The organism is Vibrio taketomensis, assembly GCF_009938165.1.
Lineage (GTDB): Bacteria > Pseudomonadota > Gammaproteobacteria > Enterobacterales > Vibrionaceae > Vibrio > Vibrio taketomensis.
The window spans coordinates 1,182,977-1,196,600 of the sequence record NZ_AP019649.1 but is presented as its reverse complement, the minus strand read 5'-3'; the positions used below and the strand labels follow the sequence as shown (position 1 = coordinate 1,196,600).

Below are 13,624 nucleotides of genomic sequence, written 5' to 3'. Positions count from 1 at the left end.
AGCTAACGCTAAACATAAGCCATTGCTAAGATTATCCATAGGACAGTTCACTAAGGAAAGTGCTGCAATGAAAAGGATATTACTGTTACTGATGTGCTTAAGTCATTTGAGCTATGCGCAGCAGTGGCAAGCAGAAGTTATAACCAGTGGCTTAAATGTACCATGGGGTATGGCGAATATAGACTCGCAACGTGTATTGGTGACCGAACGCTCCGGTTTTGTCGGTATTCTCAATCATCAAACTGGTGACTATCAACGTATCTTTACTTTCCCTAATGTCACTGCTAATGGTCAAGGTGGTTTATTGGACATCGCTCACTCCCCTTTTGAACGATATCAATTCTATTTCACTTACAGCCGCGATATTGGCACTGGTATTGAAACAGTGCTCGCCAAAGCAACATTGACAGAGAACAGACTGGTCAACTTACGTGATCTGTTTATTACTCAGTCGGGTTCAACATCATCACGACACTACGGTAGCCGGATCACTTTCGATAGCACTCACATCTACTTTTCGGTGGGTGATCGCGGGGAGCGTGCTAATGGGCAAAACAAGCAGACTCATGCCGGAAGTATTATTCGTCTCACACCGGATGGACATATTCCACCAGACAATCCATTTGTTACTGAGGGGGAAATTGCAAGTGCAATCTGGAGTTATGGACACCGCAACCCACAAGGGATCTTTTTCAATAACAGCACTAAGCAACTGTGGGCGGTCGAACATGGCCCAAGAGGTGGGGACGAAATTAATCTGGTGCTAAAAGGACGTAACTATGGCTGGCCAATCACCTCACATGGCAAAGAGTATTGGGGACCGATCGCAGTTGGGGAAGCCAAGGAACTGCCAGGGATTGAATCACCTAAATGGGTTTATACACCCTCCATTGCGCCTAGCAGTTTTTTAATTTACCAAGGTGCGCTTTATCCTGAATTGCACAACAAATTCCTGATAGGCGCTTTAAAACTCACTCACCTTAATCTTGTCTCAATCGACGTGAATGGCAAAATTGTTGAGCAACGAATACTCGAGGAGTTAGGAGAACGTATTCGTTCACTCGTGGTCACGACACATGGTGACATTTTATTTGGTACAGATAGCGGGACAATCTACCGTTTAGTTAACAGCAGTAAATGAAAAAATAAGCCTGAACAGAAATTGATATACCACATAATCAATGTGCGCTGGTGATATTAAAAATGTGCACTAATTTTTGCAGAGACAAACAAAAAACGCCCCGATAAATCGGAGCGTTTTTTGTATTTGGAGCGACACACGAGGTTCGAACTCGTGACCTCAACCTTGGCAAGGTTGCGCTCTACCAACTGAGCTAGTGTCGCATTAATAGGTTAGATGGTGCCCCGGGCCGGACTTGAACCGGCACAGCGCGAACGCCGAGGGATTTTAAATCCCTTGTGTCTACCAATTCCACCACCAGGGCACACAAATCTAAATTTGCGATGCCTTTACTGAACTAAGTAAAACACCATCTAGTTATCGATATTGGTTAATCGCTAACTTATAATTTGGAGCGACACACGAGGTTCGAACTCGTGACCTCAACCTTGGCAAGGTTGCGCTCTACCAACTGAGCTAGTGTCGCATAAGAGATGGAGGCGCCTCCCGGAGTCGAACCGAGGTCCACGGATTTGCAATCCGCTGCATAGCCACTCTGCCAAGGCGCCATCTCTTACTACCCAGAACTCTTTGTTGAGTTCCTCTTGGGTACGGGATGCATTCTACGGATTCGCCTTACTGAGTCAACACTATTTTTTTGATTTTTAAATCGTTTGGCTAAAATAACGTCAAAAGTCGTTAATTTGCTTATTTTTCTTCCAATACGATCCCACAAGGTGTTGTGTTTAAGCACAAATTTACACTTTTATCAGCAGAGCAAGGTGGAAGAAATGGCACACATCGCTCAATGTCAAACCGACCACAATGACGACTAAGCATCAAAGGCGATCGTAAGGCATAAAAAAACGGGCCTAAGCCCGTTTTCGTATCAATTAGTGATGCTCTTCATTAAGCAGATCGTCTTTTGCGGCCATTAGATATTGCGCCATTGACCAGTAAGTCAAAATTGTTGCTACGTACAAAGCAGCATAGCCAAGCCAAATCATCCAATCGTCATAACGCCAAATTAACACCCAAAGCGCAAACATCTGCGACACGGTTTTAACTTTTCCAACCCATGAAACTGCTACACTCGCGCGCTTGCCAATTTCAGCCATCCATTCACGCAATGCGGAAATGATAATCTCACGTCCAATCATTGTAACAGCCGGAATTGTCACCCAAATGGAGTGATAATGCTCAGTGATCAAAATCAGTGCTGTCGCAACTAACACTTTATCAGCGACCGGATCGATAAATGCACCAAAACGAGAAGTTTGGCCCAATTTTCGCGCCAACATGCCATCTAGCCAATCGGTGAAACCTGCAACCCAAAAAATCATAGCTGCAGCAAATGGTGCCCATGTGTAAGGTAAATAAAATGCCACTACGAAAACTGGAATAAGAAAAAGTCGGCAAAGAGAGTATGTTAGGGATGTTAAAACGCATATTTATTGGCTCTTATGTTTTGCGTATTGCGCTGTTTGCTGCCTAAAAACAGGTCCTTATGGTGCTGGATTTTGGCTATTGTTTCAATGCTTGATAAATGATTTCTGCTAAAGAACGGCTAATGCCTGGTACTTTGGCGATTTCTTCGACAGTTGCTCTTTTTAATTCTTGTAATCCACCCATATATTTTAATAATGCTTGGCGTCTTTTCGGACCCACGCCTTCAATTCCCTCTAACGCACTGGTTCGACGAGTTTTACCTCGTTTTGCTCGGTGGCCCGCAATCGCGTGATTATGGCTCTCGTCACGGATATGCTGCATTAAATGCAGTGCTGGTGCATCACTTGGCAAGTGAAATTCATCACCATCAGTGGTAATCAAAGTTTCCAAACCTGGTTTTCGAGTCACCCCTTTGGCAATACCAATCAAACGCGGACGCTTGGGCCAATCTTGCCAAAACTGACTGATAATCTCATACGCACGATTTAGCTGCCCTTTACCACCGTCGATAAACACGATGTCAGGAATCTTTTCAATATCGAGTTGTTTTGAATATCGACGCTCTAAAGCCTGCCCCATCGCGGCGTAATCATCACCACCGGTGATACCAGTGATATTGTAACGACGATACTCCTGCTTAACGGGTCCCTCCTGATTGAAGACCACACAAGATGCGATCGTGCTCTCGCCCATGGTATGTGAAATATCAAAACACTCCATACGCGTTATCGACTCTAAACCCAACAACTCTCGCAATTCAGAAAATCTCTGCGAGATAGTCATCTTGTGATTAATCTTCGTGGTGATCGCAGTCAACGCGTTGGTATTCGAGAGTTTCAAATATCGAGCTCGGGTCCCCGTAGGATTAACATGGAACTGCACTTTTCTTCCCGCAATAGCAGATAACGCTTCTTGTAGAGAGTCTGTTTCATCCAACAAGCCGGCATTGAGGATAATACGAGTCGGTACCGTACGTGCTTCATTGTGGCTGAGATAGTACTGACTCAAAAAGCTATAAAACACTTCTTGCTTAGTGGTGTTATGTGGAATCTTAGGAAAGTGACTACGACTACCCAGCACTTTGCCTTGGCGAATCATCAAAATATGGATGCACGCTATCCCCTTCTCCTGAGCAAATCCGAGAACATCCATATCATCCGTCGAGTCTTCAGAAACAAACTGTTGCTCTTGCACTCGTCGTATCGCTTGAATTTGGTCGCGGAACTTAGCCGCATTCTCAAACTTTAACTCCCGACTCGCCGCTTCCATTTTGCCTATTAAAGTTTCAAGCACTTGTTTGTCCTTGCCACGCAAAAACAAACGCACGTATTCCACCAACTCTTGATACTCGTCATCAGAAATAATACTGCTGACACAAGGCCCCGCACAGCGTCCAATTTGGTACATCAAGCAAGGCCGAGTACGGTTACGATAGACACTGTCTTCACATTGGCGAACAGGAAAAATCTTTTGGATTAGGTGCAGCGTCTCTCTTACAGCACCAGAGTCTGGATACGGGCCAAAATACTCACCTTTACGTTTTTTGGCACCACGATGCATTGAGAGACGCGGATGTTTATGGGCACTAATAAAAATATAAGGATAAGATTTATCATCGCGCAGCAATACATTGTATTTGGGCAAATACTGTTTGATGTAGTTGTGCTCGAGAATCAATGCTTCAGTTTCGGTATGCGTCACTGTCACATCAATTTTGGCGATGTGGCTAACTAAAGCTCGCGTTTTTTCGCTGTCGATTTGTTTGCGAAAATAGCTAGAAAGGCGCTTTTTGAGATCTTTCGCTTTGCCGACATAAATAACAACCGACTCGGCGTTGTACATTCGGTAAACGCCGGGTTGGTTAGTTACTGTCTTAAGAAAAGAAATTGAGTCGAAAGAGGTGCTCACTACAAAGTCTCGGTATCTAGTATTCCGTGTCGAATAGCTAGGTGGGTCAACTCTACGTCGCCACTAATACCGAGCTTAGCAAACAATCGATAACGATAACTATTGACTGTTTTTGGACTCAGGCTCAATTGTTCAGAAATGTCTGTGACCTTCTGACCTTTGGTAATCATCATCATGATTTGCAATTCACGCTCAGACAGATCGGCAAAAGGGTTTTCCGATGCTGGTGAAAATTGGCTTAACGCCATCTGCTGAGCAATTTCTGGCGAAATGTAACGTTGACCACTATTCACAACACGAATAGCGTTGACCATTTCGTCAGGAGCGGCACCTTTGGTCAAATAACCAGCAGCACCTGCTTGCATCACTTTAGTTGGAAACGGATTCTCCGTATGAACAGTTAAAACGATGATTTTTACATCTGGGTTGAAACGCAGGATCTTCTTCGTGGCTTCTAAGCCACCGATACCTGGCATATTCATATCCATCAATACGACGTCAGCATGGTTTGTTCGGCACCATTTTACTGCGTCTTCACCGCTTACAGCTTCCCCTGCTACGTTCATGCCACGGACGTCTTCAATAATACGTCGTATCCCTGTGCGAACCAGCTCGTGATCATCTACAAGGAAAACACTAATCACTCTTGTATCTCCACACTGTTGTTATGGCTCTGCACCCACCTAGCCCAGTGGATAGCAATTTGGTTGCCTATTCTAACTCAAAAAATCTAAAACCATCACTCCGAATATGTGCGCAAACGCAAAGTTTAGCAAGTACTAGTTACGATTTTTGAAGGCAAGTAAAACAAATCATGGTTAGCAATTGGACGCAACAAGGCAAAGAGCGACATCAGCAGGTTCCTTGCTGTTGTCTGGTGCAAGTCACCAGTAACGAATTTTGAAAAATGAAAGGGGGGCCCGCGTTATCCGATGAGAAAAGTACTGATTTGCCGCGATTAGGGTTGTTTACATTTCGGAATCAACATTAACGACATCATCGCCATTATAACTACTGCATCGCAATTTTTGAGGTTTTAATTGATATAATTATCTTTAAATAACTTTCTGCTGGAAAAATTATTAATTGATCATAAAATGTACAATTATATATTCTTAAGATCGCGGCATAGTTTATTTAGCTTAAGATAAAACCATACTAGCTTTGTGTATTAATTCGACTTACAGCAGGAAATAAAAAAGGCTGCATTTCTGCAACCTTTTTATTTTTAATGCAACTAAATATTAGTTACAAGCACCGATCATTGCTGGAATAGATAGTGCTGGAACTAGTAGGTAGTCCATTGAACAATCTTTAGCTGCGTTGTAAGTAGTACCTGTACAACCTGCAAGAACTGATAGCACTGCGCCGATGATCGCTAGTTTAACAACTTTCATAAATTATCCTTTTTTAATAGCGTTTAAATTGCCAGCGCATGCTAATACAGTTTTATATAAAATTACATCATTTATTTGCATATACACATAAATTTTGACTTTTTATCAAAGCGATAAATACTCACCGCTTTAAAATAACCATTGCGTTAATGTAAAATTAACATCGAAATAACGTATGCATGCACAATTAAATACTATTTAATCGTAAGTTTTCGGATAATTTGTCACATATCTTGGGCTAAAGACAAAATATCAGCTCATTTTCAAATTCAATATTTATCTCAATCACCAGTCTTAGGGGAAGAGTTATGCAGAACCATGCTGAGCGTAAACAACGCGAGACGTACACATAGCATTGAGTAAGCCCGCAAACCGTGTGTTATTATCTATACCCAAGTAATCTATTTGCTAATTACGCCCTCTCCTTTTAAGCGAAACTTAGGATGTTTTTTTGACCATTGAACAAGGCTTTTTACTCACCCGCCAAGCACGAGACATATCCGGTACAACTCAGATTGAGCTGTGGGTTTCCACAACGAATGGTCCGCATCAACTCCTGATAGGAAATGAACGTCCTGTCTTCTTTGTGCCTACCAGCGAAGTAACGCAAATCAGGACGCTCGCCGAGCAACTCCATTTAAGTGTTGAGTTGAAATCACTGCCACTTAAGCATTTTGATCAAACTCCTCTGTCTGCTTGCTATTGCCATACAGTGAAAGAGAGTCAACGATTATCTGAAACGCTCAATCAGCAGTCGATTGCTACTTATGAGGATGATATTCGACTGGCCGATCGCTTTTTGATGGAGAGATTTATTCAAGGCAGTATCGAGTTTACTGGGCAGTTCTCTCGTAAAAGCAACTATACCCAAGTTTCTCAAGTCAAATCGCGCAAAGCCGACTACGCACCAAAGCTCAACGTGGTTTCACTCGATATTGAGTGCTCTGAAAAAGGCATACTCTATTCAGTAGGCCTCGATAGCCCGATGGATAGCCGAGTCATTATGGTTGGTGAACCACAGCAAAGCGACTTAGCCATTCAATGGGTGAAAGATGAGAAAGCACTCTTAAACGCCTTGATTTCATGGTTTGAAACTTATGACCCAGACGTCATCATTGGCTGGAATGTGATCGATTTTGACTTCCGCCTTTTGCACAAGCGAGCAGAATGGCATCAGCTGAAATTCACTATAGGACGAGCCAAACAAGCAAGCTATTTCCGTACTTCAGCCAATACACAACAGGCATTTATCTCCATTCCCGGGCGAGTGGTGATGGACGGCATCGATACTCTAAAAACTGCGACCTATCACTTTCGACGCTGGTCATTAGAGTCTGTCGCGCAAGAATTGCTCGGTGAAGGTAAACAGATCCATAACGTGCACGATCGTATGGCTGAAATCAATCATATGTTTCATCACGACAAAGTTTCTCTTGCTCGTTATAACTTACAAGACTGTGTACTGGTTAATAAGATTTTTGCTCATACTCACCTACTTGAATTTGCGGTTGAGCGCGCCAAATTGACCGGCGTAGAGCTTGACCGTGTTGGTGGTTCCGTTGCTGCGTTTACCAACCTCTACCTGCCACAACTGCATCGCGCGGGATACGTTGCACCCAATTTACATCCGGAGAATTGGTTAGCTAGCCCTGGTGGCTATGTTATGGATTCCATTCCAAATTTATACGATTCTGTATTGGTACTCGATTTTAAAAGCCTCTACCCATCGATCATTCGTTCATTCTTGATTGATCCTATGGGGCTAATTGAAGGTTTACAACAAGAGATAGGTAACGCAGATAACCAAGCCGTTCCTGGATTTCGCGGTGGTCAATTCCACCGTCATCGCCATTTTTTACCCCATATGATCGAAACCCTTTGGGCTGCGCGAGATGAAGCAAAACGCAATAACGAAAAAGCGTTCTCTCAAGCGATTAAAATCATTATGAACTCATTTTATGGCGTGCTTGGATCTTCAGGTTGCCGTTTTTTTGATACACGCCTTGCCTCAAGCATTACAATGCGCGGGCATGAAATCATGAAGCAAACCAAGGCTCTTATTGAAGAAAAAGGCTATCAAGTCATCTATGGTGATACCGATTCAACATTTGTCTCGCTCAATGGTCAGTTTTCACAAGCGCAAGCGGACCAAATCGGCAACGAGCTAGTCACGTATATTAATCAATGGTGGAATGAGCATCTATCTCGCCAATATGGGCTTACCTCAATCTTAGAATTAGAGTATGAGACTCACTATAAAAAATTCTTAATGCCAACCATTCGCGGCCAAGAAACCGGTTCAAAAAAACGCTATGCCGGACTTATTGGCGATGGCGCTAATGAAAAAATCGTCTTCAAAGGCCTAGAGAGCGCTCGCACTGATTGGACACCGCTTGCTCAGTCATTCCAGCAACAGTTGTATTCAATGGTGTTTCACGACCAAGATCCGTCGTCATTCGTGCGTCAATTCGTTGAAGACACACTCGCGGGCCAATATGACGATCGATTGGTATATCAGAAGCGCTTGAGAAGAAAGCTGAGTGAATATCAAAAAAATGTGCCACCCCAAGTAAGGGCTGCGCGAATGGCGGATGAAATAAACCAAAAACTTGGCCGCGCACTGCAATATCAAAATCGTGGTCAAATCGAATACTTGATCACGTTAAACGGTCCTGAACCAAAAGAATACGTCAAGAGCAGCATCGATTATCAACACTATATTGATAAACAGTTAAAACCAGTGGCAGACGCAATATTGCCTTTTATTGGTTTGGACTTTAAAACCTTAAGTGAACCTCAGCTCGGGTTGTTCTAGCTCCTCTTCAGCAGCAACGACTCGTCGTTGTGCCACATATTCGCGTAATGCTTTTAGAGGGATCGATTTACTGTAATACCAGCCTTGAATCGACAAATGATTACGCAACGGAATGCGTTCTAGTTGAGATTCTGTCTCTACGCCTTCTACGACCACTGCGAGGTTGAGGTCCTGCGCGACACTAATTAAACCATTGAAAACTTTCTGACCTTTAATGTGCTCTATCGTTTGAACAAAGCTTCGGTCAATTTTAATCGCATCAATATCAAACAAAGTGAGGTAGCTGAGTGAAGAAAATCCTGCCCCGAAGTCATCAATATATATTTTGGCGCCCACTTTATGCAGCTCGTTTAACGATGCCGCTACTTGCTCACTACTCTTAAGTAACGATTCTTCGGTGATCTCAACATGCACATACTCACCGACACGGCTGATATAGGACGTCAGCTGTTTCATCAACTCTTGGTCTAAAATCGTTGCGGGGGTGAGATTGACACTGGTTGGAACCGCCCACCCTTCTGCAATAGCTACCTTGAGATCATGTACCACTTGAATCACTGCCCAACGATCAATATCTTTCATTAAGCCCGCTTGATCAAAAGCAGGTAAGAACGCGGCTGGGTAGTATAAATTTCCATACTTATCCATCGCACGAATCAATGCTTCACACCCTACAACCTGCCCGGTAATTCGACAAATTTGTGGTTGATATTCAAGACAGAACTCTTTGTCACTAAAAGCGTTTAACTGTGTCTCTAACTCTTGTTGCTGTTTCTGCGCATTCACTAATTGACCAACTCGATCATCGCTCAACGTATATGCCTCTTCGGCTCGACGCGAATAGGTCGTATCAAGCGAAGAAAACATGATGGTTTTGGCACTGGTATTGCGGTTGAGCAATAAAACAAACGGCGTATAGACGAGGCAAGAAAGCATGATATTAAACAGCTGTAATAAACTTGCGTTAAAGTCACCTTGAGTCACGATCCATGCGTTAATGAAAACTGGGCTACTGAAAGACATCCCCGTTAATGGCGGTGAAACCCAACCCGCCGACACAAAGAAGTAAGACACGATCGTATTAACTACAGGTGCAAGAATAAACGGCAAGATCAGCCTTGGATTAAAAATAATAGGTAAGCCAAACAACAACACTTCGTTAATGTTAAGCATTCCCAGAGGAAGACTGGCTAAAGCAATTAAACGGTAAGCGCGGTTATTACTAAAGATCAACAGTGCAAATACCAACCCTAAGGTTGCCCCTGCCCCACCTACAAAAGTGAACACAGCCATAAACGAGTGATTGACTATATGCTCCGTTGTCCCATATGAAATCCAATCTTGCTGGGCAAAATCAACCGCTTGATATAACACCTCCACCATCGGTAATAAGGCGTAATAACCATACACCAAGAAACCAGAATAGCGAATTTAAGGTAGCAAATATGACACCGAAACCTAGCGGTGAATCAGCATAATCAATCGAAAAATGTGTCAGGATTTGACTGGATTCTAGCGCATAAATGAAAGATGCGTTGAGCATCAAAACGACCAAACCAACAACCAAGCAAGGTAGGATGAGATTCAAGGCTTCTTTTACAATGTGGCCTAAATGATCGTTAGTGACAAATTTTGTCCAACGCTGCCCGTAGATATACGCGATCATTGGCACGGCATAGAGCGGCGTGATTAATGCGAGCAGCAGTTCGAATACTATCGCGCTACCTTGCAAACCCACCAACTGGTCGAATAGCGATAAATAGACAATCAATACCAAGGCAATCGGAGGACGAGGTAACCGCCAGCGCATCGCGAGAATATACGCTAACGCTGCCGTGAGTAAGATTGGGAACAGGCCGCTAACAAAGTTGTAGAGCCTGAACAGGATCTGGATTTGCGGGTTGTCACGTCCATAGATAAATTCGCCAATCGAGGCAACGAATAACAGCAATGAAATGATCATTAAGCAAGGCAGAATCCAAAGCAGACTCTCTCTTATCGCCTGCAACTGCCCCGCCATAAACTTTCTGATCTGATCAACATACTGACTAACGTGAATCAACAACCTGACCGCTCATCCTGAATGACATGTAGTTACGATACTAAAACATTCCATTTAATTTCTTTGTGAGAAACATCAACTTAAGTACTACAATCCAACTCAACTGCTTAAATTTAACTGTTTACCTTCAAATATGTGAGTCACTTCAATGCGGTTAGCCGATACGAAATTCCGTTTTTTTAAACTGCTTCACCAGCCAATCACCATAGGAATCTATTACACCAATTATTGAGCGCTTAGCAATCGTTCGAGACTGCAACATAATAACTAGACGTTCGATCTCTACTTGCATCTCTGGGTAGTAGCGTAAAAAGTGTTTGCCACATTCAATGGGAGAATCATACCAACCAAGATCTTTCGGCATCACGAGCGAATAACTGGCACGTAGCATCTTTTGGCAATGATTCTTTGCGATTTAAGGATTTCACTGTCTTCCTTCGCGCGCACAATACGATTGCGATAGACGGCTAGCCAATCGACAACGTCCATATTCCAATGTTTGGCAATTTCCCAGCTTGGTTCATAATCACCAAAACATTCCGACAAATTTTCACCATATACACAGACACTACAGTGACGCAGTAGAAACCCCCATGAAAACAAGCTCTCTAATGATGCGACCTCGCTGACTAATGCCGTTTTAATACTGATATCTGAAATGTGGGGATAGGATTTCTGAAAGCGCCAACGTAAGGTATTGATAATCGTGCTGCGCTGCTCACCAAAACTCTGCTGAGTCACAATGATAATATCGAGGTTAGAGCGAGATGGAATTGCTGTCTTGCGAGCAACACTTCCGTACACATATACGCTGTGTAGATTGCTACCTAGACCTGCGCGCAAAAAGCTCACAAGATCCTGCACTGCTTGACTATACTCTGCTTGAAAGGGTTGTTTGGGATCGATTACCGATAAAGTCATCTATATTTCAAAAATCTAAGGCCGTTAGCGAGTTATGATCCATGACTACGCCCTTTCAATCAAGACTATCAGGCGGCTATTTGCATCATTCGCACGAAATCCGTGCGTGTTGAAATAGCATCTTCTATTTAGTTGGGTATATAATGCCGCGCTTATCACTCATATGAAGGAAAACTGTTCATGCCTAAGGCAAGTGAGCTAAAGAAAGGTTTTGCTATCGTTGACTCAAACGGCAAAACACTACTAATCAAAGATATCGAAGTAACGACTCCTGGCGGCCGTGGTGGCTCTAAGATCTACAAACTACGTTGTGTTGATCTAAACACAGGTGCTCGTGCAGACGAACGTTACAAGTCTGACGACGTTGTTGAAACTGTAGACATGTTCAAACGTGCGGTATCTTTCTCTTACGTTGATGGTGACGAGTACATCTTCATGGACAATGAAGATTACACTCAATTCAACTTCAAAAAAGCGGATATTGAAGACGAACTTATGTTCATCACTGAAGATATCCAAGGCGTAATGGTAGTACTAGTTAACGGTTCTCCAGTGGCTATCGAACTACCTGCAGCTGTTGAGCTAGTGATTGAAGAAACTGATCCTTCAATTAAAGGTGCATCAGCATCTGCTCGTACTAAGCCTGCTCGCCTATCTACTGGCCTAACAGTACAAGTTCCAGAATACATCGCTCAAGGCGACCGTGTAATTGTGAACACTGCTGAACGTAAATACATGAGCCGTGCATAATTATGACTGAACTGATTTCTTACGATGACGCGATCGACACAGCGTACGATATTTTCTTGGAAATGGCGCCAGATAACCTAGAAGCGGCTGACGTTATTTTGTTTACTGCGCAATTTGAAGACCGTGGCGCTGCAGAACTGGTTGAAACCGGTGATGATTGGGTCGCTCATGTTGGTTTTGAAGTTGACAAAGAAGTATATGCAGAAGTGCGTGTTGGTTTGGTTAACGAAGAAAACGATGTACTGGATGACGTTTTTGCGCGCCTACTTGTAAGCCGCGATCCAGACAACAAGTTCTGCCATATCTTATGGAAACGTGACTAAATTACGTAGTGCCATAAATGCAAAAACACCCAAGCATGCTTGGGTGTTTTTTTATTACTAACCAGAGAGCCAATACAAGGTTTGCATCAGCCTCCCTGTGGTTATGTAATTGCGAGTAATCGATCCATCGATAACGCGTTAACTTTCGCCTTCAATTGTTTCTACACGAGCTTTTAGTTTTTGCCCTGGGCGGAAAGTAACAACGCGGCGTGCGCTGATCGGAATGTCTTCACCTGTTTTAGGATTACGTCCAGGACGTTCATTCTTCTCGCGTAGGTCGAAGTTACCAAATCCTGAAAGCTTCACTTGTTCACCATTTTCTAGTGATTTGCGAATCTCTTCAAAAAATGCCTCAACCGTTTCCTTGGCATCTCGTTTACTGTATCCAAGCTTTTCAAACAGGTTCTCGGCCAAATCGGCTTTAGTGAGCGCCATAGAAATATCCTCAAAAGCTGCGTTAAACATCACTGCCATTAGGCAGCGCCAAAGCATTTCGCCTCGTCAATCAATGACATAGGTACAACACTTGGAAGTGTATGCCAAGCTCATGATTTTCGCCAACTTTTTTATGTCAAGATATTGAGGTCATATACTAACCAGTCAGATAAATTTACTATCTGCTTAATTTCAGCGACATTTTTCAATAAATAGAAAACAAATTCAGTCTATTTCACCAAATTTCAGCCTATGAAAAACATTTTAATCTGCAAAAATTTTCCTCGTTTTTGTGATTGCCCAATACGAACTTGTTGTTTTGTGTAACTAATTGCTTAATCAAATGGCCCACTAAACCATGTTTGTGCTTTGAGTTGATTGAAAAACGGTCAAATTATGCGACACAACACACTGACTGAAGGTTATATAAACCGTTAAATTGTG

10 protein-coding genes, 4 tRNA genes and 2 pseudogenes are annotated in these 13,624 nt (G+C 43.0%); 4 read left to right on the top strand and 12 right to left on the bottom strand.

Annotated elements, in window-relative coordinates; genetic code table 11:
- Positions 1-67: 67 nt before the first annotated feature.
- Entirely contained in the window at positions 68-1,141 is a 1,074-nt protein-coding gene (locus Vt282_RS05575; RefSeq protein ID WP_162062785.1) for a PQQ-dependent sugar dehydrogenase, read from the top strand.
- 127 nt (positions 1,142-1,268) lie between these two features.
- On the opposite strand, the gene Vt282_RS05570 is transcribed toward Vt282_RS05575, so the two are convergent.
- The 8 genes and pseudogenes from Vt282_RS05570 to Vt282_RS05535 all read right to left on the bottom strand — a co-directional run bounded on the left by Vt282_RS05570 (position 1,269) and on the right by Vt282_RS05535 (position 5,874).
- Positions 1,269-1,344: transfer RNA gene (locus Vt282_RS05570), tRNA-Gly, on the bottom strand.
- Between the two features lie 14 nt (positions 1,345-1,358).
- Positions 1,359-1,445: transfer RNA gene (locus tag Vt282_RS05565), tRNA-Leu, on the bottom strand.
- An 86-nt stretch (positions 1,446-1,531) separates the two neighbouring features.
- A tRNA-Gly gene (locus Vt282_RS05560) sits at positions 1,532-1,607 on the bottom strand.
- A gap of 8 nt (positions 1,608-1,615) precedes the next feature.
- Positions 1,616-1,689 (bottom strand) — tRNA-Cys (locus Vt282_RS05555).
- 324 nt (positions 1,690-2,013) lie between these two features.
- Positions 2,014-2,569: pseudogene (pgsA, locus tag Vt282_RS05550) on the bottom strand (CDP-diacylglycerol--glycerol-3-phosphate 3-phosphatidyltransferase).
- A gap of 75 nt (positions 2,570-2,644) precedes the next feature.
- A complete protein-coding gene (gene uvrC / locus Vt282_RS05545) occupies positions 2,645-4,477 on the bottom strand; it encodes an excinuclease ABC subunit UvrC (protein WP_162062784.1) in 1,833 nt (610 codons plus the stop codon).
- Entirely contained in the window at positions 4,477-5,121 is a 645-nt protein-coding gene (uvrY, locus tag Vt282_RS05540) for a UvrY/SirA/GacA family response regulator transcription factor (RefSeq protein ID WP_162046575.1), read from the bottom strand. The genes uvrC and uvrY overlap by 1 nt, the downstream gene beginning before the upstream one ends.
- Before the next feature lie 600 nt (positions 5,122-5,721).
- Positions 5,722-5,874 (bottom strand): DUF4223 family protein, encoded by a 153-nt coding sequence (locus Vt282_RS05535; protein WP_162046576.1) that lies wholly within the window; start codon positions 5,872-5,874, stop codon positions 5,722-5,724.
- A 451-nt stretch (positions 5,875-6,325) separates the two neighbouring features.
- On the opposite strand from Vt282_RS05535, the gene Vt282_RS05530 reads away from it, so the two are divergent.
- Positions 6,326-8,689, top strand: a complete 2,364-nt coding sequence (locus Vt282_RS05530) for a DNA polymerase II (protein ID WP_162062783.1) — start codon at positions 6,326-6,328, stop codon at positions 8,687-8,689.
- Here Vt282_RS05530 and Vt282_RS05525 read toward each other — a convergent pair.
- The 3 genes and pseudogenes from Vt282_RS05525 to Vt282_RS05520 form a co-directional block, all read right to left on the bottom strand.
- Positions 8,660-10,099, bottom strand: a complete 1,440-nt coding sequence (locus Vt282_RS05525) for an EAL domain-containing protein (protein WP_232055110.1) — start codon at positions 10,097-10,099, stop codon at positions 8,660-8,662. The two genes, Vt282_RS05530 and Vt282_RS05525, sit on opposite strands and share 30 nt — an antisense overlap.
- Entirely contained in the window at positions 10,044-10,709 is a 666-nt protein-coding gene (locus Vt282_RS20445; protein WP_232055109.1) for a hypothetical protein, read from the bottom strand. Before Vt282_RS20445 ends, Vt282_RS05525 begins: the two co-directional genes overlap by 56 nt.
- Before the next feature lie 196 nt (positions 10,710-10,905).
- Positions 10,906-11,672: pseudogene (locus Vt282_RS05520) on the bottom strand (nucleotidyltransferase family protein).
- 180 nt (positions 11,673-11,852) lie between these two features.
- Here Vt282_RS05520 and efpL point away from each other — a divergent pair.
- Together efpL and Vt282_RS05510 are read left to right on the top strand one after the other, a co-directional pair.
- Positions 11,853-12,422 (top strand): elongation factor P-like protein YeiP, encoded by a 570-nt coding sequence (efpL, locus tag Vt282_RS05515; protein WP_162046579.1) that lies wholly within the window; start codon positions 11,853-11,855, stop codon positions 12,420-12,422.
- Between the two features lie 2 nt (positions 12,423-12,424).
- Complete coding sequence (locus Vt282_RS05510) at positions 12,425-12,745, top strand: HI1450 family dsDNA-mimic protein (RefSeq protein WP_162046580.1); 321 nt, start codon at positions 12,425-12,427, stop codon at positions 12,743-12,745.
- Between the two features lie 138 nt (positions 12,746-12,883).
- Here Vt282_RS05510 and ihfA read toward each other — a convergent pair whose 3' ends face one another.
- Positions 12,884-13,180, bottom strand: coding sequence for an integration host factor subunit alpha (gene ihfA / locus Vt282_RS05505; protein ID WP_162046581.1), 297 nt, complete (start codon positions 13,178-13,180; stop codon positions 12,884-12,886).
- Between the last annotated feature and the right edge of the window lie 444 nt (positions 13,181-13,624).